The following is a 24,533-nucleotide window of genomic DNA, read 5'->3' on the forward strand; positions in this document are numbered from 1 at the left end:
AACACGGATAACGAAGTAATACCAGAATCAATCGTGCACTCCTTACAATAGGGTCTTCTTAATCAAGCCAATAAAGAAAAGAGGACAAATACATGCCAATTATCTCTGTTACCATTGGGGTCATTTTACTGCTCATATTAATGATGGCTTTTAAGTTAAACGCTTTCATATCGCTCATTATTGTATCCCTGGCCGTTGGCGTACTGGAAGGAATGACACCGATTCAGGCTGTCGAATCCATCGAATCGGGTCTGGGCGGAACGTTAGGACATTTAACGATGATTATTATTTTCGGAGGTATCCTGGGTAAACTAATGACCGATTCCGGTGGTGCGCAGCGTATTGCGACAACCATGATAGGTGCCTTCGGTCAAAAACGGACTCAGCTAGCAGCAGTTATTACAGCGGCTATTGTTGGAATCGCTTTATTCTTTGAAACAGGTGTAGTGGTATTAATTCCACTGGTATTTACCATCGCGAGAGCTGCACGTGTGCCAGTTTTGTATCTGGGAATGCCCGTTATTGCAGCGCTGATCACCATGCACGGATTCGTCCCTCCGCATCCTGGACCGACAGCGGTTGCTAACGTTTTTGGAGCGAATATCGGATTAACGATGATTCTGGGTATAATTATTGCAATCCCTGCCTTTATTCTTGCGGGTCCTGTTTACACCAAGCTGTTCAAAAAAGAAGCACTGCAGATCGATATCCCTAAAGGTCTATTTAATCCGAAGGAATTCAAAGAAGAAGAACTTCCTAAATTCGGAATCAGTCTTTTTACAGCTCTTCTACCGGTCATTTTGATCGCGCTTCAAACCGTTGTTGAGATTTTTGCTCCTGATTCAGCAATTTCGCCAGTAACGGACTTTATCGGTAATGCAAATGTGGCTCTGCTAATTTCAGTTATCGTGGCTATCTTTACTTTCGGGTTAAATCTGGGCAAAAAAATGCCTGAGATTATGACCTCACTGAGCGAATCTGTAAGCGGAATCGGAATGATCCTTTTAATCATCGCTGGTGGTGGTGCGTTTAAGCAAGTTTTGATCGACAGTCATATTGACCAATATATTTCTGATCTTATGTCAGGCTCGAGCCTCTCTCCACTCCTGTTAACCTGGCTGATCGCAGCAATCTTAAGAATTGCTGTCGGTTCTGCAACCGTAGCCGGTATGACAGCAGCTGGTATAGCCGCACCTCTGGTTGCTGCAACGGGCGTAAGTCCCGAATTGATGGTTCTCGCAGCGGGTGCCGGTAGCGTTACCTTCTCTCATGTCAATGATGCGGGATTCTGGATCTACAAGGAGTACTTCAATCTTAGTATCGGTAAAACGATAAAAACCTGGTCGGTCATGGTAACAATAATCTCACTTGTGGGACTTGCTGGTGTTCTGATTATGGATATGTTCATGTAAACCGTCAATAGGTAACGAAGTAATAAAGGCACGTTCTTATCAGAACGATGCCTTTATTTTTTGGAGCCAAGATGGAGACAGCCATTGATAACCTATGTACCTGATATCTGTATTTTTGTCCTCAAGCTTTTCAACACAAGGTATGATGATAGCTATTCGCCCATTTTCCATTCTTGAATATATTGTAGGAATTCGAAATGGAAGGACGGATTGGCATATGAATCGAACTGATCGTGAAGCAATCCTTTTTAATTCTAATGTTGGGGGTGGTTCGTACGATATTTGGCTTTATCACGTTTCAACAGGTCGGACCATGAAGTTAACCCAGAATCTTGGTGAAGAATTTTCAATTCCATATTGGTCCCCAGATCTTCAGCATATCGCCTTTATCGGCAAGAATAATATTGTGATCGTATTGAATCTAAACAGCAGAACATGGGCACAGATTGATCAAATCGAACCTTACACTTTACTGAGCTGGTCACCGGATAGTCATTACTTGACTTATGTAAAGAATGATCGAATTGTAATCTACAATATCTACGCCCATACCAGCGGCTCGATCGTTCAATATGGAGTCACCGATGTTCAATGGTTTCCCTCTGGAGAAGCTTTCCTGTATGCAGCACCGGATGAAGCAGGCATCACTCAATTATATAAGATCAACCGGGATGGCATGAACAAACAGCAATTAACTCATAATACGGAGGGGCCTCTCCACAATGTCAGAATATCTCCTAATGGAGAGTTTGCTCTATATACATCCCCAGGGGCCAGCATTTCCTTAATCACTACCGTGAATTTATCAACAGGAGTGAGCTACCAACTCCAAGGTGGACCTCATGCCAAGAACTATTTTCCCGAATGGTCTCCAGACTCTACGACAGTCGCATACAGTGCTACAGATATTGTGAATAATCAATACGTCTCACTCATCCAGACTGACAGCCGAGTTGGCGGACAGCAAAAAACATGGGCCGTCTCCACCTGTTTCTCTACCCCGCTCAGTTGGTCTCCGGACGGGAAACGACTTGCATACTTATCAGGATGCAGCAATCAAGAACAAGCAGATGAAATTTGGGTTATTGATTTAGATCACCCTAATCATCCGACCAAAATTATTGAAGCCAAATGGATTACATCTATAGCCTGGTCACCACAATTCCATGAACATGATTCCTATAAATTATACCAAAACCAGATATACAAGGTATCCTTCTATTATCCGCAAACCTGGCGCAAAGTGACCGAAGAACGGTTCGAAGGATCGGACGGATTTTTTCAAATATCGGCCATATCTTCAGAAGAGGAACTTCACGCAGTATGCAGTGCGGAAGCCTTCCATGTCCTGCAACCCTATGGTACCAATCCTCGAATCTTCCCTGCTTTGGTTCAAGCACAGGAAGCCTGTTTCATATTTCCTTCTGAAGACCAACCCATAGAAATGAGAAATCAGGCGGCACTTATTGTCAAATACCCTACTCCTGTTGTGATTCAAGGAAGTACGTATTCCTATTTCATCTTGTGGGCCGATCAGGATCACTTAATCTCACTGGTAAAGACTTTTAGTTTTATTTAATTGAACAAGAAAAGCCGCCTTGAAAAAGGCGGCTGTTTTCTGTGAGGTATGGTGATATGATCGACCTTGTGTACCTTTCAATATCGTTTATCTCAGAATGCGACTCTCTTCGATAATGATCTTCGTACTGACGAACATCATTCTTCAACTTTACTACGAATCCCCATCCCATTAAGGCAAGTAAAAGTACAGTAATCAAGGCATAAGCGAAACTGAATAAATTCATGAAAAAATTAATAAAAATTGCGGCCAGCGTGAATCCCAAAATCCATAATACCCATTTTGTGCTCTTTTTCAACCAACTTCCTCCTTGAAGTGATTCCTTATTTTTCCTTCTATGTATCATAGTACATACGAAGGTAATTATAAATAGTTTCCAATCAAGGATTCGAAGATTCACAACTAGATATTATCGATTTATCAGGTTAAACCATGCTTCGAGTCCAGCTACTACTTCCTCCAATTGCTGTTCCTCACTGATTGCTGGTGCATGATCTCCTTTTTGTTCCCCATACGAACCAAACTGTCCATGATTACCGCCTTTGATGCTTACATATGTCGTGCTTTGCGGAAGATTTATTTTGGATTCTTCCCATCGTTCGAAATTCAGCACTCCATCATCTGTACCTGTGATCTGTAATGCGGACAAGTCCGTCTCCTTCAGGCTTCCCTCGTCGGCGTAGGATGCTAAGTAAAAGACACCTTCTAGCGTGTCTGTGTGCTCGGCAGCATACCGTGATGCAAAGACGCCTCCCAGCGAGTGACCACCAATTACAAAGGTTTCATCTGGATGTTCCTCAATAAAAGAATCCGCCTTGTTTTCCCCAAACATGGCTAAATTTAAAGGCATATTGGCAATATAAACTCTATGTCCTTCTTCTGCTAATTTTCTGGCAAACGGAGCATAACTGGCTGGTTCCACTAAACCTCCCGGATAAAAAATGATGTTGGGTTCCACGATCTCTGTACCCTCCGGTTCAAATCGATAGCCATTTTTAATCTTATTAATGCTAACCTGACCATCCGGATTAAGGGCAGCTTCGGCTCTTTCCGACGGACTATACGTGACGGATTGGAGATAAACGAAAAGTCCAATCACAACTATAATTACGGATAGACAAGACCAAATGAGTACCTTTTTCCACTTGTTACTGCGTTTCGCTGTCTTCAACTTCATTCCACCTTTATTCATAACTCGTTTTAGTTTCATATAAATTATACTTACCGGTAAGTATAATTACAAGTTGATTTTGCTTATGAACGAGGTTTGTCATAAAATATTCAAGGAGGAGAGTGTGCAATGCCAGATAAATCACCCAAACGTTTACCCGGAAGACCCAAGCAAGCGGATACCCAAATTTCCGTACAGCAAACGATCATTTTAACGGCTTCCAAATTGTTCATGGAATACGGCTACGAAACTGTCACGCTCCAACAAATTGGAAAACGATGCAATGTGTCCAAGCCGACCATATACTATCACTTTGCTAGCAAGCCTGAACTTTTTAAGGTAGCTATGATAACCATGTTCCAGAATGTACGCCGAGTAACTTCAGAATTTCTTGATCATGCTGAACATCTGGAGGATGGACTTATACAGTTGGCCGAGGCCAGACTGGCGAACCCGCATGCAGAGGTTGAAACCATGATTAGAGAAGCCGAACCTTTTCTTGAGAAAAATCAAATTCAGGAAATCAGAGAAGCCGAGGCTCGCATTCATGAGGTATTGGCGACCCATTTCCAATTGGCCATGGACCAGCAAACTCTCCGCGAAGACGATCCCATGTTCTTAGCTGAGACTTTTTCGACCCTGATGTTAATGGGGAATCGGGAGAACACCCCCCAAAAGTATGAATCTAATCTTGCACTGGGCCAAAGGTTAGTAGGTATCTTTCTGAGAGGTACGAAATCAACTTGAATTACTGTTTCTCTAGTGTAGATATGTTTTTTTGATTTCCTGAGGGAACTATTGCAGATCAGTTCTTGAACTGCCTTATTAGATTGTTACCCGCAGTCGAGCTTAATGCTTGGCTGCGGTTTTACATATTGTGTTGTAGTAAAACAACGAACAATATAATTACCTACTTTATGCTGTAGGTGATTTTCAATTAAACAATTATTTGTATAATACGTTTTTTTCAGGTATAGCTATTCGTACACGTTCTTATTCCTGCATCAGAACTGGGCTCTGGTCCCTATATATAAAAAAAGCCGCTAAATGGTATTAGCGACTTTTCGAAGTACAATGTTTTAGGACTCGTATCACTACATGTTGAGATCGGACTGAACCTCTTGAGTATGGTCAGGTACCTTTCTAACCAGTACGAAGTAAGTGATAATAGCAACAATACTCGTCCCTAACAAAGTAAGGCCCAATGGAACAGCCGTGTCTTCACCGGCAACCCCTACCAACGGAGCGACCAACGCGCCAAGCAAGAAGGGAACAACCCCAAGCAATGCTGCGGCACTTCCGGCACTTTTGGCTTGACTCTCCATGGCAAGTGGAAATGCTGCTGTTGACGTAATACCTATAGAGCATACAAAGAAAAACAGCGGTATAACCAGAGCAAAAAGAGGACCATGAGCCAGAGTAACCATCAAGGCAGCAATACTTGCCACTAGCGCAAGCCAAAGTCCCGATAATAGGAGTGTCTGCTCAGAGATTAGCTGTGCCAACCGGCCTACAAGTTGAGAGCCGATGATCAGGCTGATCCCGTTGGAAGCAAATAATATAGCAAAAACCGTCGGCGTGACTCCATATATATTTTGATAGATAAAAGGTGTGCCTGCTACATATGCAAAAACCCCAGCCGTCATAATTCCCTGTGCCAGCATATAACCTACGAACTTCCGGTCACGTAGAAGCTGTCCATAGTTACGTAACTGAAGTTTGAAGTTGGGAGCAACACGTCGTTCCGGCGGGTTCGTCTCTTTCAGACGCCATTTGGTCATTGCCCATAAGAAAACTCCCAGAACGGAGAGTGAGATGAACACACCAATCCATGTCGTAAATGAAAGAACGCCACTGCCTGCGATCGGTGCTGCCAAAGGCCCCAAATTCCCTACGAGCAGTAATAAGGAGAAGAACTTGGTAAGCTCATGTCCACTGTAAAGGTCGCGAGCTATCGCGCGGGAAATAACGATCCCTGCTGAAGCCGAGAAACCTTGAGTGAAGCGAAACAAAATCAACAGACCAATATTCGGAGCGTAGGCGCACGCCAATGAACAGATGATATAGGCAGCCATGGAGATCAGTAACGGTGTACGTCTTCCATAAGCATCGCTCAGTGGTCCCATGACCAGTTGTCCCGCACCCAGCCCTAATAAGCAAGCAGTAAGACTGAACTGAACAAGTGAAGCGTTCGTATTGAACGTTGCTGCAATCTCAGGGAATGCTGGTAAATACATGTCGATCGTGAAGGGGCCTAATGTTGAAAATAAACCCAACAATAAGGCCAAGCCTGCAACATTCCATTTGTTGCTTTTAATCATTAATCCATACCTCTCTCTAAAAATTACTTTAAGCCTTTAGACAGTATAGCTCTTAGAGTTAACTTTAGGTCAAGTTATATTTAAACGTTCATGATTCATGCGTTGTAAGAAATGTTATTAGTTAGCCACGCTTCATTCACGAAGTAGTAGAACGATTGCAACATAAAAAAACGAAAAAGCCGCCAAACCACTCGGCAGCTTCGTTGCTTCTATTTCAATATAACGTTGGGACCGGAGAACAATTGTAGGAAGCAATTTCACGTAATCCAATCGAGTACTGATTCCATCTCCCGCCAAAAAATCTGTAGCCATAGGCTCTCGATTCACTGACCGCTGTCAAGAAAAACCAGAAGTTGTCTCCATTCCTAAGCCACATATACGTGAATCGATTAATGCAATTTTGAAGTCCAAACGGATTAGCAGGATAGGGAAACATAGATTGTGGGTAAGCCATATTTTCAGATTCACTCCTTATGGATAATTGACCTATCACCACTTTATGCCCAGCGTTACGATTTGGGTTGGGTGTAAGCCCAGGAGATCACCTGTTACACAGCTGAATTTACATTGATTTTGACTCTTAACACTGCACGAATTTTTTTGCCCAGAATGCCTTTCAACCCTATTCTTCGCTTAGCATAGCCAGAGGACTAAACGCTTCATAATGAATGTGAGACTTACCTACTCCCCACTCTGTTAAGATCCGATATATGGACTCCATAAATGGAATCGAGCCACAGAAGTAAAAGTCAGCATGTTTTGAAGGAACTACGGTTTGCAGCCACTTCAAATCAATTCTTCCTTCTAAATCGAAATTATGAGCTTCCCAATCATGCGGAGTTGGTGAAGAATAACATATCACTGATTTCACGTTGTGGTGACTCTTCGCTATCTCAAGCAGATGCTCCTTAAAGGCATGTGTCTCGCTGTTGGCAGTGGCGTGAATGAAGGTCACTTGACGATCCGGTTGTTCTTTGACAATCGTATTCAGCATGCTCAAAACCGGCGTGATTCCGATTCCCCCACTGATAAAGACAAGAGGTTCATCTGTGGTTGTAATAATAAAGTCACCCGCTGGAGCGGAGAATTCTAAAGTATCACCTGCTTGAACATGTTCATGCAAGAAATTAGATACCAGTCCTTCCGGATCCTCATGGCTTGCATCCTCGCGTTTTACTGTAATTCGGTAGTGATCGCTGCTTGGCGCATCAGACAGGCTATAGTGACGAATATGAGTATACGTTTCACCAGGTATGTTTGCTTTTATCGTCAAATACTGACCGGCTTTGTAATTGGCGATGCTTTGTCCGTCTTGAGGCTTTAGATACAACGAGGTAACCTCTTCTGTTTCTTTTACCTTTTTGTCTACAACGAAGGTACGATAATCCGCCCAACCTCCCATCTGATGCTCTGTCTCATCATAGAGTTCTTTCTCGATACGAATGAACGCATCGGCTATGAAGGTATAAGCTTTCCCCCACGCTTCTATGATTTCATCCGTGGCAGCGTCACCCAAGACATCCTGAACTGCTTCTAGCAACGTTTCGCCTACGACTGCATACTGCTCAGGTTTAACTCCAATAGCTCGATGCTTTTCTGTGATTCGCCGGATAACTGAAGTCAATGCATCCAGGTTGGTGATGTGTTCGCCAGCTGCATAAACGACATAACCTAATGCTTCCTGCTGAATTCCTCTTTTTTGATTCGTTTGATTAAAAATGTTGTTCAGTTCTGGGGCTTTCCTAAATAAGAGCTCATAAAATCGTTTCCCTATTTGTCCACTATGCTCCTTCAATACAGGAGCTGTTGATTTGACGATTTCTATTGTTTTTGAATCAAGCATATGTCGTACCATTCCTTCAAATGAGATTTTATGTTAAACGGTTAAAGCTTCTCCAAACAAAAGGATGGGTATACTCGACTGACAATCCATCAGCTTAGCTTTCATCCTTAAAATGAAAATGTTCACGATGAATCTCGTCCATCCCAACCAACTTACCACTCTTTTTATGAAAATAGGCGAAGTTTATATTTAACGGCATTCGAAGTACTTGATAATTGCTATCTCTTGGTAGAGCATTAACTTCATTCATAGCTAATTCCCGTGTAGTGTAGCTACCTATTGGAAAAAAATTAGGAAAAATTGCTGTTCCATCAGCAACGAAAATTCCCCATACATAAATCACTCGTCACATCCTACACCCCCTTTGCTTTCATATCATAAGCACAAAATTCTGTTTTCCTAAGTAAAAAAAGGTTTAGGCATAAGTAAAATAAGTGCACGTTCCCTCCTTCTCCATTCTCCTCTCAGCTTCAAAAGTAAAAAAACGAACGCGTTCTCGTCAATAACTTTGATATCGCGTTATCCCTTTCTAGATTACAATATTTTCAAGAATAGATTTGCTGAAATATTGCTAATAAGGGGGAAAAGAAATGAACAAGAAAAGCAAATTGGTCATGTTGTCATTATGCATCTCATCTTTATTACTGGCCGCGTGCACCAGTGACAGCAGCTCCGGAAAAAGTCCAACGAATACAGATTCTGGGAGCAACGAGCCCGGAACGGTAACCATTCACACGGTAACCTCTGAATACACTTCGGCCAAATATCCTAAGGGTGACGATATCACCAACAATGTGTGGATCAGGAGATACAAAGAGAAACTTAATATTGATGTAAAAACAGACTGGGTCAGTGATGAATACGATACCAAACTGAATCTGGCCATATCATCGAACGATCTTCCTGACGTCTTTCGGGTGAATCCTTCACAATTACGGCAATTAGTCGAAGCAGATATGGTCATGGATCTTACAGAAGCATTTGATCAGCATGCCTCCGACCGCCTCAAAGGTTATATGAAAGCGGATGCAGACAGTTTCGAATCGGGTAAAAAGGACGGCCAATTGTACGGGATACCTCAAATGCACTGGGGTTTAATTGAGCAACCGGACTTCGTCTGGATCAGGAACGACTGGAAGGAAGAACTGGGTCTCGAAGATCCAAAATCAGTGGCAGACATCAAGAATATCGCACTGAAATTTATGGAAAAGCACGGTGGTTATGGCCTGGCGGTAGATCAATCGCTGGATTATCTGAACCTGCTCGCCATCGCATGGAACGCCCATCCGGATATTTGGATTGAGGATAGCAGCGGAGAACTCGTATATGGCTCAATTCAACCGGAGATGAAAGCAGCACTGGCTGAATGGGCCGAATGGTATAAGCTTGGCATCATTGATCCAGAATTCGCGATCAAAGACTTTAATGCCATGAATGCCGATATTGTCGCCGGCAAAGTGGGCATGCAGCCTTACTATCAGTGGTGGGGTTATAACCCTGGCGTTGATACGGTAGCCAATTTGGGCAAAGACGCCATCTTCTATCCGTATATCATCCCCACAATCGACGGTAAGGAAGCAAAACAATCGATCTCTTTCGCGAACGGCAACTATATTGTCATGAAAAAGGGATTTGAACATGCAGAAGAAGTCATTAAAATCCTAAACGACTACGCTTATATCGTAGATGAGGGCCAGGGCAAGGAATCCAAAGAAACGTTATCCGCCTTACTGGACAACGATATCGCTCACGTGGTTGGAGCTTTCCGTGTACTTAATCCGAACTCCGACTATGAGCAGTTTGAGGCAGTTTCCGCAGCGCTTCAGTCCAAGGACACCAGTGGGCTCACTACTTCGGGAATGTGGCAAAAATATAACAACAGTGTTGAATTCATGGAAAATGCAACGCCAGGAGCAGTCGGTGACTATTTGCAGCAAGGGGCTCCTAAGAATGCTTATAGTCTTGCGAAAAAAGTGCTCGATAGCGGGAACTATGTCAAAACAGGACTTTGGGGAGTAACCCCAGAAGCGCTGGCGAGCTACGGAACAACTCTAGATGATATCCTGACAGAAGGATTCACCAAGATCATAATGGGTACGGAAAGTATCGATTATTTCGATGTGATTGTTCAGAACTGGAGAGCTGCCGGCGGGGATGAAGCAACCCGGGCAGTCAATGAAGCTTACGGAAAATAAATAGGTTATGCAGCGGGGATGAGGAATTGTAACTTCTCTCCCCTTTTATTTTGCCGGAGTTTCGATTCTATTACCGTGAACGGAGGAAAATGAATGCTGAGAAAATTAAAGCAGCAGAGTCCCTACCATTTAATGTTGATACCTAGCTTAATTTTGGTTTTCATCTTCAGTTACATCCCATTCTATGGACTTGTTATTGCCTTTCAGAAATACAATCCGGGGCTGGGGTTCAATTCTCCATGGGTAGGATGGGACAATTTCTCGCACGTGTTTAATCAGCCGAATTTCGTTAGGACGATCTGGAACACGCTGTATATGTCTGTCTTCAAGATTATTGGCGGCATTATCGTGCCTGTTATCTTCGCCTTACTGCTTAACGAGGTCGTAAGAAGTGCAGTCAAACGCACGTTTCAAACCCTTGTTTATATCCCCAACTTCCTCTCTTGGGTCATCATGGCTGGAATTATGCTCGATATTCTTAGCGCCGACGGCATCGTGAATTCGTTTTTAGGGATATTCGGGATAGAGAAAATCTCATTTCTAGGCACACCATCCATTTTTCCATGGACCATGATTATAAGTGATATCTGGAAGGGCTTTGGTTTTGGTACCGTTGTTTATCTGGCAGCCCTAACGAGTATTGATCCCGGGCTATATGAAGCCGCTGTGATTGATGGAGCCAAACGGTGGAAGCAGACCATATATATTACTTTGCCGCTTCTTATGCCCACCATTGTGCTGATGACCGTATTGTCGCTTGGAAATGTACTTAATGCCGGTTTTGATCAAATTTATAACCTGTACTCCCCTGTCGTCTATCAAACAGGCGATATTATTGATACCTACGTGTATCGTTTAGGGATTCAACAGGCGCAATATTCAATCGGTACCGCTGTCGGATTATTCAAATCCATCATTTCCACCATACTGATGGCCCTATCATATTTCCTGGCGTATAGGGTAGCAGGCTATCGCATCTTCTAAGGAGGACGATCACTATGATCAACGATAATAGTATAGGTAGACGTCTGTTTCATATCATAAACTACACCATATTGATGATCATCTCTCTACTATGCATTCTGCCATTTATCAACCTGCTGGCCGTTTCATTTAGCAGCAGTGCGGCAGTGTCTGCAGGCAGTGTTACATTCTGGCCCGTAGAATTTACGACAAAAGCGTATGAATTTGCATTATCCGGCGGGGCATTCTATTCTTCCCTATGGGTAGCCGTCAAACGTACCCTGCTTGGAACCCTCGTTAATCTTGTCCTGATTGTGCTTACAGCGTATCCGCTCTCGAAAACGAAGCAAAAATTGATGGGACGTAACGTATATATGGGATTTTTCATCGTGACCATGCTTTTTAACGGAGGATTAATCCCTACATATCTCGTGGTGGTCAAAATGGGACTAGTCGATTCGATCTGGTCATTAATATTACCTGGCGCTCTACCAGTCTTCAGTATGGTCATTCTCATGAACTTCATCAGGGGGTTGCCAGAAGAGATTGAAGAATCCGCGATTATCGATGGTGCAGGTCCTTTACAAGTTCTTGTCCGTATTTTACTCCCCCTTCTTAAACCTGCTCTCGCAACTGTCGGGTTGTTTAGTATCGTTGCCCATTGGAATTCATGGTTCGACGGAATTATCTACATGAACAATCCGGCCAATTATCCTTTACAGAGTTATCTGCAGACGCTCCTGCAGAGCTTTGAGCAAATCATGCTGAAATCAGGCTCCGATTACACTCAGCTGCTCTCCATGATGAATGCCAGAACCGGGCGCGCAGCCCAGATGTTTTTGGGTGCCATTCCGATTTTGCTCGTTTATCCGTTTCTACAGAAGTATTTTACGAAGGGTTTGGTACTTGGTAGTGTTAAAGGGTAATGTAAGAGGCTTGCAGGATCACCTGCAAGCCTTTATTTTTTACTCAGGTACACTCGCAATAGTAGGAAGCAGGATGGAAAAAATCGTACCTTCTCCCACCTTACTCTCTACCCGAACTCCATAGGGTTTGCCAAAATGCAGTTGAATGCGCCGCTGCACATTATGAAGACCGATTCCATTAGAACCATTGCCCAGATCAACCCTTCCTTCCATAAATCTCCGAATGGCATGATGTTCCATACCGACACCATTATCGCAAACTTCTATCGATATATTATCGCCCTGCGCCTGAATACGAATCGTAATTACACCGTCTTCTTCGATTTCGGCCAGACCGTGAAAGATGGCATTTTCAATAATGGGCTGTAGAATCATCTTGGGCATAAGATAATCCAGCAGCTCATTTTCAATCTCATATCTCATCTGAATAGACCCGTAATATCTGACGTTCTGTATGGTTGCGTAATTCATGATATTATCCACTTCCTCACGAATGGTTACCAGGGTTCCATCCGACTTGGTCGCATAACGAAGCATCGAAATGAGTGCATCTGTCATTTCCACGATTTTATCTGCTTGCTGCATGGATGCTATCCATTTTACGGATCCAAGTGTATTGTACAGAAAGTGAGGGTTGATCTGGTCATGAAGTGCTCGCATCTCAGCGGCGGCTTTCTCTATTTCTTCTTTTTGCATTCGCTCAACCATACGTTTCAGTTCATGCGACATCTTATTGAAGCGGACCGACAAATGTCCGATCTCGTCTCGAGATCGAACCTCTTCCACCTGTTCAAACTGCCCTTTTTCAACCAGCGCGATATTACGTAAAAGTTTCTTGATGGGACGCGTGATCACATGCGAGAGAAAAATCGAAATAATGGCAGCAAACAGGGACATGACGATAGCCAGCATGATGAGATTACGACCTAGTATTTTCCCATCCGCAGTCAGCTCATCCAAAGGCATATATAAATAAGTGGTCCACTTTTGCTGACTTAGCGGGCTGGTAACGACAATATTCAATGATTCTACTGGACGAACGTTGTCACGGAACAAGGTCCCAATCAGCTGGTCATTTACGTTGTATACAATTTTGTCATCCTCATCGACGATCATAAATCTGGAGCGAAGCCCTTCCTGCAAGTTGCGATTAACGATCTCTATAAATCTGATATCGATGCTGACAACGATCACTCCAAGCAGTTTCCCATTGGTCACATCATGAATCTTGCGTGCGTGTGATACCGCCAGAATTTTATTTTCCAATTGCTTATCAATCCTGGTGGTCAACGTAATCGTTCGATCATTGGAATGCATAAACTTTTTAAACCATAATTCGTTCGCCATCTTGAAGTTGGGGTCTATGGGCTGGTGTGGACTAACGAACAGATCCTGTCCTCCGTTCAAGTTATAGAGGTAAATGGAAAATACGCGATCCTTCATCATGATGTAATTCATTAGAAGATTATAGGCCGCAATCTCATTCTGCTCATTACCATCCCGCAGGAAATCCTGTATTGGGAAGCTTCCATCATGTGTCGCAGACAAACTGTCGTTAAGTCCATTGCTGGCAAGCAGCGAGATTTTCTCGATTTCCTTGAGAAATTCGTCAATACGAATATTGGTCTGCTTGGCCAGATCGCTCAGCAGCTTGGTATAATTCTGTGCCAATAAGCGTTCAGAAGAGTAATATGAATTGATGGTCATCACAAATACCGGAAGGATAATCACTGTCATACAAATCACCAGAATTTTGTACTTGATACGGAAGAGCCCTGCACGCTTCATATGCTGCACCTCTATTCACGGGATAGCCTGGACTCCAGCTCTAGCTCACGGTATTCCTCTGGGGTTACACCTACTACCTTTTTGAAAATCTTGCTGAAATACGTGTAATTGTGGTATCCCACCGCATCTGCGATCTCATATACTTTTAATTCGCGGCTAAATAAATAAGTCTTGGCATGTTCGATTCGAACCCGTGTCAAGTAGGAGATAAAGTTCTCTCCTTTCTCCTGCTTAAACAATCTGCTAAGATACGACGGGTTCACATTGATCTGACCAGCTACGCTTTGCAAGGAAATGTCCTCGGCATAATACTTGTCAATGATTTGAATGGCCAGATCTGCGTAGGTAAGCTCTTGCATGATTTGGGAATCGGCTTGGAAGCAATAGGCGATATGAGTCAGCATTTCCTGATGAATGTCCTCCCAATATTCTCCTCTTAGAACCCTTTCATAGGGCGACTCTTCTTTTAAATAAGGCTTGCTGCCTCGTGTATCGCGTGTCATATGGGAGTGAAACATTTCCATCACCGTGATATATTGCTTACGAATACTGTTCTCATCTCCCTGCTTTGCTTCCAGATCCAATCGCACCATTTCAAGAAACTTCTCCGCCTCTTTGACGTCCTTGCTTACCCACAACTTATGAATGTCTTTTTGTTGCTGCGGACTCAGTATCCCATTTATTTCGTATCGTGCCGGAGCTTGAGCCAGATTCTCGTAAAACAATACCTGGTTGCTGCCTGTGAAAAAACTCTCCCTTAGTGCAGATTCTGCCTCCTGACATGCCTTCCTAAGAAAGCGAAACCCGGAAACCGATGTACTTACACCAGCCGTTAGCGATAGATTCATAAAATCCTTGATCGAGGATAGTAGCTTATTGCACAGTTTATTAATGTCGACCTGGTTAGACCCACTGCCAGAAGGGAGATTGATGATAACCCAATATTCGGATGAACTTTCAACTAAAATTTCCTTGTTCCACTTGGATGGAATGATCTCTTCCATAATATTCACGATCGAAAAGCGGAGCAGCTTCTCTCCTTTCTCGATATATTTCCTCTTCACTTGCTCGTAATAGTTCACGACAAATTTGATGACCACAAGCCTGTCAGACCGTATGCGAAAATGCAGTTCTTCGGCTTTGGTAATCATATCTTTTTCACATATGAATCCGCTTACAATATCCTGGAAGAAACTATCCTTGAGATGTCTCAAACTCTTCGAATAATCATGCTGCACAAATGGTACGTTTGTTAGACTGTGCTGTTCGCTTTGCAGTTTCTGCCTTATCTTCGTAAGGAGTTCAATCAGGGATGTTTCTGTAATTTCACTTTTGATCAAGTAGTCCACAGCACCCAGCTTTAAAGCTTCCTTCACATAATGGAGTTCATCAAAATTACTCAGAATGACATACTTGCAATTTTTCAGTACTATAGATGCTTCTTTTATGAGCTTCAGACCATCCATAATGGGCATCTTGATATCCGTAATGATCAGATCGGGAGAAGCTTCGATTGCTAGCTCCAAGCCTTCCTTACCGTTTCCTGCTTCACCGATAACACAAAAGTCAAACTCCTCCCAGTTCAGCATGGAACGAATTCCAACGCGCATTAACAATTCGTCGTCCACAATCATTAGTTTATACATGAGAACCCCCAGTTTACGTTATTTCGTGATGAACCCTATTCTATTGATTTTGCTGAAAAATGTGAAAGCCCTGGAGCTTTTTAGCTATTTTACCATTGCAAAGTGAACGAGCCTATCTCCTTCAGAACTAAAATTGTAGTCCATATGTAAATCCCGGAGCTTGTCTACTCTCCAAACCAAATTGGCCCAATAAACTTTATGCAAATTGGCTCTGTTGAATCATCCAATTTGGCTCATAATTTGATGTAATTCGATATTTACAATTTTGAGGAGTGAAATGAATGTTTCATGGATTAGCTGCTTTTCCCCTGACCCCTATGAATGAACATCAAATTAACGAAAGAGAATTGGTGAATCTAATCGAGCGATTGGTTACTGCCGGAGTCTCCTCTATCGGAGCTCTAGGATCCACAGGAAACTATGCTTACTTGAACCGCTCGGAACGTTTTCGGGTCTTGCAACTTGCTGTCGGTGCTGCGGATAGCGTTCCTGTGATGACAAGCATTAGTGCAATACGCACCGCAGATGTGCTTCAATTAGCAGAAGATGCGCAACGAGCAGGCGCTCAAGCAGTCCTGCTTGCTCCAGTTTCGTATCAGACATTGACGGAGGAAGAAGTCTACTCCTTGTATGAACACGTTACTGCGTCGCTCTCTGTTCCACTATGTGTGTATGACAATCCAATTACTACACATTTTCATTTTACGGATGAACTGCATGCACGAATTGCGGGACTCCCCCTTGTAAAATCCATCAAAATTCCGGGCGTTCCAAGTGATCCAGAAAAAGCTACGGAACGGGTGAACAAACTTCGTGAACTTATTCCATCCCATGTTACAATCGGAGTAAGCGGAGATCCATTTGCAGTTACAGGCCTAAATGCAGGTTGTGAGGTATGGTACTCCGTATTGGGTGGCTTATTTCCCAAGCTATGCTTGAGAATGACTCAGTTCGCTCTGGAAGGCCGTGCTGTGGAGGCAGATTATTACTCGGTACTGCTCGAACCGATCTGGAAGCTATTCCGGCAATATGGAAGTCTTCGTGTCGCTGCTGCAGCTGCAGAAATTATTGGTCTGACTTCAGGTCCTGGCCTCCCTCTTCCCTTACAGCCACTTCACCCCACAGTAAGAGATCTGTTGAAGCCCGTACTTGTGGAGATTGAATCCTTGGAGAATTCTTTCTAAAGGCTCCCCGGTAAACAAGACAATGGAGCACCTGCCGACTGACAAGCTGCTCCATTACGGCTTTCTTTTCTTATCAAATGAAAAGATATTCAATACGCTTGAAACAAGCTATTCCACGATTCTTCCACAAAGTAATAAAGCCGGTTGAATATCGGCTATACTAATCCAGCGACCCATGGGGATAACAGCAAACTGACATCACTGGTATTAATAACATCACCAACCGCAAATCCTGTAAGATTTTGAACTCTGAAATTGATTGGAATAGCGTCATCTACAGTCCCAGTTCCTGTAGTACGGCCACCAATGGATGAACCGTTAATTTGGTTATAAACAGCTAAGTAATAAACTATATTACCTGAAAGAGTAACTGGTGCAGTTAGTGGCAATATAAACAGGCCTGGTGTTATAGTTGTTGCTACCGTAGTGACACCAATGACACTCGCTGTTGTGCCAGTGACTGGCTCCAACACTGCCATCTGAAAGGTACCTGTATTTGTACCCATTTGTGTAACAAACGCTGCAAGTCTACTGATCGTAGAGTCTTGACCATCAAAAGCAAGTGCCCCAATGGCCTGATTATTTCCGCTCCCAGCATTAAATGGAATTAACGTATCGATGTCTCCTATTTTGAGAGTTTCAATAAATGGCGAATCGATGCCAGCAATTCCAGTCGCCCCAGTCACACCCGTTACTCCCGTTGAACCTGTAGCGCCCGTTGCTCCCGTTAGACCTGTGGCACCGTTTACTCCGGTAACTCCTGTCGCTCCCGCTGCACCCACGCCTCCTGTTGCTCCCGTTAAACCTGTGACACCTGTGGCTCCGGTAACTCCTGTCGCTCCCGCTGCACCCACGCCTCCTGTTGCTCCCGTTAGACCTGTGGCGCCTGTTGCTCCGGTAACTCCTGTCGCTCCTGCGGCACCCACGCCTCCACTTGTTCCGGTTGGACCTGTGGCTCCTGTTGCTCCGGTAACTCCTGTTGCTCCCGCTGCACCCACGCCTCCACTTGTTCCGGTTGGACCTGTGGCACCAGTAGCACCTGTTGCTCCTTGCGCACCCGCTGCACCCGCGCCTCCGGTTGCTCCCGTTGAACTTGTTGCACCTGTTGCTCCAGTGACTCCTTGCGCACCCGCTGCACCTACGCCTCCGGTTGCTCCCGTTAAACCTGTGGCGCCTGTTGTTCCGGTGACTCCTTGCGCACCCGCTGCACCAATGCTTCCGGTTGCTCCAGTTATGCCTTTAGCTCCTGTTGCTCCGGTAACTCCCGTCACACCCACTGGACCGACACTCCCGGCTGCTCCTTGATCTCCTTTTATTCCTCTATATCCACGTGGTCCTCTCCAACCTCTACATACTCTTTTGCACTTTCTGCTCTTCTTTTTCTTATTATATTTCTTAGAATAAGCATCCCTACTACAGGAAGGTTTATGATCTTGTAGAGGTTCATGATTTTGAATCTGGCTATAACAGGGTTTTGTCTTCTTCAATTTCTTCTTCGTTGAAGAGCGATGGCTGGCCTTTTTCGGTTGCTGACGCAAAGCGTTTTCTTTTATGCGAGTAATCTGATTGAGATCCAATGAAAAGGTCAACTTCAACACACCTCCTTATGCCTAAGATATGCGGTGGTTGAAAACTGGGACTAGGTAAACTCATCAATAAATAGCCTATCGTCATAAAGAAAAATGCTCATATTAACCAAATCCCAACAGCAAGCGAGGCCAAATATAAGAAAACCTCAAAAGGCAATACTATGTATAACCGGGATCACCTTAAGTCTACACTCCATGAATTTAACTCGAGTTAGCTCCCTCCACGCTTTTCGAGCAAACGATTATTTTGTTAGTCTACAAATACCTTGATATATTTATATCAAGAGATATACGTCAAATATATAAAAATCGGAGTTCAAGTTTGTGAGGTGAAGCACGTGTATACCATTAGTGAAATGCAATCTATATTGAATATCAATGCTTCGACTCTCAGATACTACGAAAAAGAGGGGATTCTCCCCGAAATTGAACGTAATGATGGTGGAAGACGAGTATACAGGGAAGAACATCTACTGCTGATGAAATTTCTCCTCTGCTTAAAGGAAACGGGAATGAGCATTGAAGATCTGAAAGCCTATATGAACTTAGGCTATCATGTGGAGACCATGCTTGAAGACCGAAGAGATATTTTAATCAAACACAAAAAAAGCGTAGAACACCAGATCGCCCAAATCCAATCCAATCTGGAACGCATCAATCAGAAAATTGGATTCTATGATGACTTGATTTCGAAGAAGAACCTTCCTGAGTGAGGATGCTTGACTTAAAGTTAACTTTAAGATGTATGTTATGTACACATCACATAAAGGAGAATTACACATGCACTCAAACATAACTTATCGTCGTACTCCTCAGGAGCCCATTACATCAAGTTTCGGAAAACATTCCACAGCAAAAGAAACGCTCCAAGAAATCAATCTAAACAATAAAGTGTGTATTGTAACTGGTGGATACTCTGGCATTGGACTGGAGACCACACGTGCTTTGGCAGAAGCCGGTGCTACAGTTATTGTGCCTGCACGAACCATAGAGAAGGCTCGTACGGCTCTAGCCGATATCCCTCGTGTTGAAATAGAAGTGCTTGATCTCATGGACCCCGCTTCCATAGATGCTTTTGCCAAGCGCTTCCTGGATTCACAACGCCAACTTGATATTCTTATTAACAATGCTGGTATTATGGTTCCTCCTCTGACCCGGGATTTCCGTGGGTATGAATCCCAATTCGCTACGAATCATCTAGGACATTTCCAGCTCACTGCACGTTTGTGGCCTGCCCTTAAACAATCAGGAAGCGCTAGAGTGGTATCGGTCTCCTCATCAGGCATTGTGTTTGGCGGAGTTAACTTTGAAGACCCAAATTTCGAACAAGAGCAATATGAGAAATGGAGAGCTTACGGACAGTCCAAATCTGCAAACTCCCTTTTTGCCGTTTCATTAGATAAATTTGGGTATGATTATGGCATTCGGTCATTCGCTGTACATCCTGGAGCAATCTATACCGATTTGTCACGCTTTTTGTCCGAGGAAGAATTGAATAATTTGGACTTTGGCATGGATCTCAAGACAGAAGAGCAAGGAGCAGCAACGAGTGTATGGTGTGCCACAAGTCCGACTCTGGAAGATCAAGGCGGGGTTTACTGTTTAGATGTGAACATTGCCAGAGCTGTACCTACGGTGCAAGATATGCCGGGTGTACTGCCTTGGGCCATTGACTCTGATTCAGCAGAACGATTGTGGCAGCTTAGCGAGAGTTTAACCGGTGTAAAGTTTGATCTCTAGCCTAACCGGAAGTTTACGAAACGGCACCTTTAATCATCATATTCAATTTGGATACGTCCACTCTAAGCCATAAATTTTATACAAAGCCGCTCCAATGATGGAGCGGCTTCACTTATCTATAATGATACTGACCACCTACACTTGCCAAGCCCTGCAACACCCATGCTATAGTTAATCCAAAAAAAGAGGGAGACTTCATGAGTTTTCAACAATTAAACACCATCATCCCCGTATTTAAAAAAATTGAAATGTTTCATGATCCTTGTCAGATCATGCCCGATCCAGGCTATGAGAAACTAATCATCATTCGGAAGGGTTATCTGCTCATCATAACAAACACAGGTGAATCCAAACCGGTATCGCACGGTTACGCTTGCCACTCCTCAAAAGGTCCTGTTACCGTACAGCTGCCATCAGGTCGTCAAGCCGAATATGTCGTTATCACTTATGGAATTGTTCCGGTAAATACTTCATGGAATTGGGACGGGCCGCTGCGCCTTCTAAGTGGGATCAAGGTGCAGTATATGGTTGACGCCTTGCTTCAGCTTCAAACCTCTTCGGCGTCCGATGAGGATGAGGATGAGGATGAAAGTCATGCAAGCAGATTCCGCAGCCGCATGATGCTTGAACGTATCCTTTATTTTTTCATGTATGAAAGCAGGATTAGTGATGATCTGCATTCGGCGGATACACGCATCGAGAAGTCTGTGCAGTACATTGAAGAGCATTACATGCTGAGATTGACGCTGACCATGCTTGCAGAACGAGCCAGTCTCAGTCCCGGACATTTCAGTGTGCGTTTCAAGGAACGCATGGGCATGACTGTCAGCCATTATCTCAAGCAATTGCGTATCGAAAAAGCAAAGGAGCTATTCGAGCTGGATCGCATGTCTCCAAAGCAAGCGGCACAGAGCGTCGGCTTTGCCGATTATTTTCATTTTAGCCGTACGTTTAAGAATGTGACCGGCAAGAGCCCTGTCGAATATATACGAGATTTGAAAAGAATCTAATAATACGACATGCTTCATCATGGATTTATACATGTTGCTGTTTGAAATGACATGATACTATCTGATAGAGAATAATTATCATTATCATTTCAAGGAGGAACTTATGGTACACCATCGCATGAAACATTTGATCTCCCTCAGTCTGATCCTTGTGGTTATGCTGAGTCTGGCTGCCTGCGGGCAAGCTGGCAATACAATGAATACTTCGGCACAAACGGAAGGCGCAGCTGGGAACAGCACGACCAATGTCTCTGCCAACAGTGGTACTGCATCCGGCGGAATCACTGTGACAGACGCCCGGGGTGAACTGCAGCTGGACAAAGCACCTGAACGAATCGTGGCCATGGACTTCAGCTTCACCGACATGCTTGTCTCATTGGGCGTGCAGCCAGTAGGCATCGCGGATGACGGCACACCTGAGCTGTTCATGGATTCGGTGAAGGACAAGCTTGGTGACTACCTGTCTGTAGGCTCCCGCTACGAACCGAACATCGAACTGATTAGCTCCGTGCAGCCGGATCTGATCATCGTGGACATCAATAAACACGGCGCAGCAATTCCACAGCTCGAGAAAATTGCCCCACTATTGGTGCTGGACGATTTTCAGGCGGATTATGATCAGATGCTGAAGAACTTCAATATCCTTGCAACAGCGGTTGGCAAGGAACAAGAAGGCTCAGAGCGTCTAGCTGAGCATGAGCAATTCGTACAAGACATCAAAGCCAAGCTAACAGGCAAGGACCTGACCATTCTGCCCGCTGTCGTCAATCCCACTGGCTTCTTCGGACACTCTGACCATTCCTATACTGGCTCAATCGTGAAATTGCTCGGTTTCACAGATCCATTGCAGAACGAAAAGTCATACCCTGAGTTAACGCTTGAGAACTTGTCCGAGCTTAACCCGCAAGTACTCTTCCTCATGCCGACTGCTGAAGTCACGATTGCGAACGAGTGGGAGAAAAATCCGCTGTGGAACAGTCTGGATGCGGTATCCTCCAAACAAATATATACCGTCGAGCGCCGCAATTGGTCACTCTCCCGCGGCCTGCTCGGATCGGAGCAAATTATGGCTGATATGACAGCCAATCTGGAGAAATGATCAAGGTGAGAATCGGATTTATACCGAAGAGTAGGCAGAACCATTCGATGGTTCTGCTGCTTCTTTTTTTCTCCGCTGTCATGCTGCTTATTCTTAGTTTTCTGCTCAGTCTCAAAGTCGGTATGGCACGGATCAGCTGGCATACGATCTTCGAGGCCCTCTTCTCCGGAACAGGTGACTCGAAGGAGCATCTCTACATACGCACACTTCGGCTGCCACGCGCGGTGCTGGCATGTATGGTTGGAGCACAGTTAGCTTTGGCAGGTCTGCTAACTCAGATTGTGACCAAAAATCCGCTCGCTTCACCGCATGTATTCGGCATCAATGCCGGAGCATCGCTGGCCGTCGTCACAGGAATGCTCCTCTTTCCTGCAGCCAGTCTACTGTCCTCCATCGGGCTGGCTTTTGCAGGAGCCATGCTTGGTGCTCTGGCGATCTGGATGCTTTCGGGCCAAGGAGCGCAGCAGCACGTTATGCTTGCTCTGGCAGGCATTGCTATACACTTTCTGTTTGCTTCGCTTACCGAAGGAGCTATGATTCTGAACCAGTACAATACAGAGAGTATGATTTTCTGGCTGGCCGGATCGGTCAATCATGCCAGTTGGCAGCATATTCAACTGTTGGCACCTTTGCTGGGCATCGTGCTGCTGCTAGTCGTCCTGCTACTACCTTCTCTGCGTACGTTGGCATTGGACGATGAAGTTGCTATCGGATTAGGGACCCGACTCAAAGGTGTGCGTGCATTTGCCATGATACTCGTTGTGCTTTTGGCCGGATCAGCTGTGGCAATCTGCGGCCCAATCGGCTTCGTCTGCCTGATCGTACCGCATGTCGCCCGTGCAATGCTTGGTTCCGGCTCTTCGCCTGGCGTTCTTCTGACACTTGCGATGCTGCTTGGCAGCATCCTACTACTGCTTGCCGACGTGATGAGCCGGTTGATATCCTTCCCGTTCGATTCCCCGGTAGGCATTGTCATGGCACTTATCGGGGCTCCCGTCTTTATCTATCTCGCTCGCAGGCAAGGAGGCAAAGGCTGATGAGCAATAACTGGATTCTCGGTTCAGGCATCATTCTGTTATTCCTGCTTGCCCTTGTTTCGATTGCTGCCGGAGCTGTCCCCATTGCACCAATAGACATAATCAGCGGGGTGACTGACCCTAATAGCCGATCCTATTTCATCGTACATGAAGTAAGACTGCCGCGTACACTGGTCGCCATTGCAGCTGGAAGCGGCCTGGCTGTAGCCGGAGCCATTCTGCAAACCATCCTGCGCAATCATTTGGCCAGCCCGGATGTAATTGGTATAACACAAGGCGCAAGCTTTGCCGCAGTCTCGGTCATTTTTCTGTTTCCAGCAGCAACAGCAAGCATTCTGCCTGCTGCTGCATTTGGCGGAGCACTATTGTCCCTGGCTATTCTTATCCTGATCAGCCGCAGACTGACACTTGCACCCGCAACACTTGCACTCGTTGGTGTCGCCGTAGGTTCTGTATTTCAAGCGGGTGTGCAGTACTATATCGTTACCTATCCTACCAATGTCAACATGGCGCTGCTCTGGATGTCGGGCAGTCTCTGGGGAAGAGGTTGGGAGCAATTACGACCACTTGCCCCACTCCTCCTTCTGATGCTGACGATTGCCATCGGCAACGCCAAAAAACTGAATATTCTGGAAGTCGGTGATGCAATAAGCATCTCACTTGGACTTCTTGTGCGCCGGGAGCGGTTATGGTTGCTCTTACTTTCCGTCTGTCTAGCAGGCGCTTCCGTATCGGCGGTAGGGGCCATCGGATTCATTGGCCTGCTAGCTCCACATATAGCCCGAACGCTTGTCGGTACACAGAACCAGTGGCGCCTGCCCATGGCTGCTGTGATTGGCGCCATACTGATTGTTCTAGGCGATATAGTGGGCCGGATCCTCATTATTCCGCGCGAAGTGCCTGCAGGAATCGTGACGTCCGTGATTGGAGCGCCGTACTTCATATATTTACTCCAGAGAGCAAGGCGAATAGGCAGGCATTAATGCCGAGACGTATGTAAACACCATGAAGCGAGCCGTGTACTGCTAAC

General features: G+C 44.8%; 22 protein-coding genes. 13 read left to right on the plus strand and 9 right to left on the minus strand.

Annotated elements, in window-relative coordinates:
• Nucleotides 1-92: 92 nt before the first annotated feature.
• Both MHB82_RS17325 and MHB82_RS17330 read left to right on the plus strand, forming a co-directional pair.
• Entirely contained in the window at nucleotides 93-1,412 is a 1,320-nt protein-coding gene (locus MHB82_RS17325; protein ID WP_095357613.1) for a gluconate:H+ symporter, read from the plus strand.
• A gap of 217 nt (nucleotides 1,413-1,629) precedes the next feature.
• Nucleotides 1,630-2,991, plus strand: coding sequence for a hypothetical protein (locus MHB82_RS17330; RefSeq protein ID WP_341175413.1), 1,362 nt, complete (start codon nucleotides 1,630-1,632; stop codon nucleotides 2,989-2,991).
• Here MHB82_RS17330 and MHB82_RS17335 read toward each other — a convergent pair.
• Together MHB82_RS17335 and MHB82_RS17340 are read right to left on the minus strand one after the other, a co-directional pair.
• Nucleotides 2,984-3,289: a hypothetical protein gene (locus MHB82_RS17335; protein WP_341175414.1), complete on the minus strand. Its 306-nt coding sequence runs from the start codon at nucleotides 3,287-3,289 to the stop codon at nucleotides 2,984-2,986. The genes MHB82_RS17330 and MHB82_RS17335 overlap by 8 nt on opposite strands.
• Nucleotides 3,290-3,400: 111 nt before the next feature.
• A complete protein-coding gene (locus MHB82_RS17340; RefSeq protein WP_445671262.1) occupies nucleotides 3,401-4,168 on the minus strand; it encodes an alpha/beta hydrolase in 768 nt (255 codons plus the stop codon).
• 123 nt (nucleotides 4,169-4,291) lie between these two features.
• On the opposite strand from MHB82_RS17340, the gene MHB82_RS17345 reads away from it, so the two are divergent.
• Entirely contained in the window at nucleotides 4,292-4,909 is a 618-nt protein-coding gene (locus MHB82_RS17345) for a TetR/AcrR family transcriptional regulator (protein WP_095357610.1), read from the plus strand.
• A gap of 347 nt (nucleotides 4,910-5,256) precedes the next feature.
• On the opposite strand, the gene MHB82_RS17350 is transcribed toward MHB82_RS17345, so the two are convergent.
• The 4 genes from MHB82_RS17350 to MHB82_RS17365 all read right to left on the minus strand — a co-directional run bounded on the left by MHB82_RS17350 (nucleotide 5,257) and on the right by MHB82_RS17365 (nucleotide 8,669).
• Nucleotides 5,257-6,483: a multidrug effflux MFS transporter gene (locus MHB82_RS17350; protein ID WP_341175416.1), complete on the minus strand. Its 1,227-nt coding sequence runs from the start codon at nucleotides 6,481-6,483 to the stop codon at nucleotides 5,257-5,259.
• Nucleotides 6,484-6,615: 132 nt separating this feature from the next.
• A complete protein-coding gene (locus tag MHB82_RS17355; RefSeq protein WP_341175417.1) occupies nucleotides 6,616-6,795 on the minus strand; it encodes a hypothetical protein in 180 nt (59 codons plus the stop codon).
• A gap of 310 nt (nucleotides 6,796-7,105) precedes the next feature.
• Nucleotides 7,106-8,326: an NO-inducible flavohemoprotein gene (gene hmpA / locus MHB82_RS17360; RefSeq protein ID WP_341175418.1), complete on the minus strand. Its 1,221-nt coding sequence runs from the start codon at nucleotides 8,324-8,326 to the stop codon at nucleotides 7,106-7,108.
• A 94-nt stretch (nucleotides 8,327-8,420) separates the two neighbouring features.
• Nucleotides 8,421-8,669 carry a hypothetical protein gene (locus MHB82_RS17365; protein ID WP_341175419.1) on the minus strand — a complete coding sequence of 83 codons (249 nt, stop codon included), beginning with the start codon at nucleotides 8,667-8,669 and terminating at the stop codon, nucleotides 8,421-8,423.
• A 247-nt stretch (nucleotides 8,670-8,916) separates the two neighbouring features.
• Here MHB82_RS17365 and MHB82_RS17370 point away from each other — a divergent pair, with 247 nt between their 5' ends.
• The 3 genes from MHB82_RS17370 to MHB82_RS17380 all read left to right on the plus strand — a co-directional run bounded on the left by MHB82_RS17370 (nucleotide 8,917) and on the right by MHB82_RS17380 (nucleotide 12,410).
• Nucleotides 8,917-10,521, plus strand: a complete 1,605-nt coding sequence (locus MHB82_RS17370; protein WP_341175420.1) for a hypothetical protein — start codon at nucleotides 8,917-8,919, stop codon at nucleotides 10,519-10,521.
• A 93-nt stretch (nucleotides 10,522-10,614) separates the two neighbouring features.
• Entirely contained in the window at nucleotides 10,615-11,505 is an 891-nt protein-coding gene (locus MHB82_RS17375; protein ID WP_110823021.1) for an ABC transporter permease, read from the plus strand.
• Between the two features lie 14 nt (nucleotides 11,506-11,519).
• On the plus strand, nucleotides 11,520-12,410 hold the full coding sequence (locus MHB82_RS17380; protein WP_341175421.1) for a carbohydrate ABC transporter permease: 891 nt from the start codon (nucleotides 11,520-11,522) through the stop codon (nucleotides 12,408-12,410).
• A 39-nt stretch (nucleotides 12,411-12,449) separates the two neighbouring features.
• Here MHB82_RS17380 and MHB82_RS17385 read toward each other — a convergent pair whose 3' ends face one another.
• Entirely contained in the window at nucleotides 12,450-14,198 is a 1,749-nt protein-coding gene (locus MHB82_RS17385; RefSeq protein ID WP_341175422.1) for a cache domain-containing sensor histidine kinase, read from the minus strand.
• An 11-nt stretch (nucleotides 14,199-14,209) separates the two neighbouring features.
• Complete coding sequence (locus tag MHB82_RS17390) at nucleotides 14,210-15,844, minus strand: helix-turn-helix domain-containing protein (RefSeq protein ID WP_341175423.1); 1,635 nt, start codon at nucleotides 15,842-15,844, stop codon at nucleotides 14,210-14,212.
• A gap of 281 nt (nucleotides 15,845-16,125) precedes the next feature.
• On the opposite strand from MHB82_RS17390, the gene MHB82_RS17395 reads away from it, so the two are divergent.
• The gene (locus MHB82_RS17395; protein WP_341175424.1) at nucleotides 16,126-17,028 is read left to right on the plus strand and encodes a dihydrodipicolinate synthase family protein; all 903 of its coding nucleotides are present in this window, start codon (nucleotides 16,126-16,128) and stop codon (nucleotides 17,026-17,028) included.
• A gap of 155 nt (nucleotides 17,029-17,183) precedes the next feature.
• On the opposite strand, the gene MHB82_RS17400 is transcribed toward MHB82_RS17395, so the two are convergent.
• A complete protein-coding gene (locus MHB82_RS17400) occupies nucleotides 17,184-18,305 on the minus strand; it encodes a collagen-like protein (protein ID WP_341175425.1) in 1,122 nt (373 codons plus the stop codon).
• Between the two features lie 650 nt (nucleotides 18,306-18,955).
• Between MHB82_RS17400 and MHB82_RS17405 the strand changes: the two genes are divergently transcribed.
• The 6 genes from MHB82_RS17405 to MHB82_RS17430 all read left to right on the plus strand — a co-directional run bounded on the left by MHB82_RS17405 (nucleotide 18,956) and on the right by MHB82_RS17430 (nucleotide 24,486).
• Nucleotides 18,956-19,330, plus strand: coding sequence for a MerR family transcriptional regulator (locus MHB82_RS17405; protein ID WP_095357575.1), 375 nt, complete (start codon nucleotides 18,956-18,958; stop codon nucleotides 19,328-19,330).
• A gap of 67 nt (nucleotides 19,331-19,397) precedes the next feature.
• The gene (locus tag MHB82_RS17410) at nucleotides 19,398-20,357 is read left to right on the plus strand and encodes an SDR family NAD(P)-dependent oxidoreductase (RefSeq protein ID WP_341175426.1); all 960 of its coding nucleotides are present in this window, start codon (nucleotides 19,398-19,400) and stop codon (nucleotides 20,355-20,357) included.
• Nucleotides 20,358-20,554: 197 nt separating this feature from the next.
• Nucleotides 20,555-21,367: an AraC family transcriptional regulator gene (locus MHB82_RS17415; RefSeq protein WP_341175427.1), complete on the plus strand. Its 813-nt coding sequence runs from the start codon at nucleotides 20,555-20,557 to the stop codon at nucleotides 21,365-21,367.
• 103 nt (nucleotides 21,368-21,470) lie between these two features.
• Nucleotides 21,471-22,466, plus strand: a complete 996-nt coding sequence (locus MHB82_RS17420) for an ABC transporter substrate-binding protein (protein ID WP_341175428.1) — start codon at nucleotides 21,471-21,473, stop codon at nucleotides 22,464-22,466.
• A 5-nt stretch (nucleotides 22,467-22,471) separates the two neighbouring features.
• Nucleotides 22,472-23,503 carry a FecCD family ABC transporter permease gene (locus MHB82_RS17425; RefSeq protein WP_445671234.1) on the plus strand — a complete coding sequence of 344 codons (1,032 nt, stop codon included), beginning with the start codon at nucleotides 22,472-22,474 and terminating at the stop codon, nucleotides 23,501-23,503.
• Nucleotides 23,503-24,486: a FecCD family ABC transporter permease gene (locus MHB82_RS17430; RefSeq protein WP_341175430.1), complete on the plus strand. Its 984-nt coding sequence runs from the start codon at nucleotides 23,503-23,505 to the stop codon at nucleotides 24,484-24,486. Before MHB82_RS17425 ends, MHB82_RS17430 begins: the two co-directional genes overlap by 1 nt.
• Nucleotides 24,487-24,533: the final 47 nt, after the last annotated feature.

It is taken from the genome of Paenibacillus sp. FSL K6-2862, assembly GCF_038005125.1.
In the GTDB taxonomy this organism is placed as follows: domain Bacteria; phylum Bacillota; class Bacilli; order Paenibacillales; family Paenibacillaceae; genus Paenibacillus; species Paenibacillus illinoisensis_A.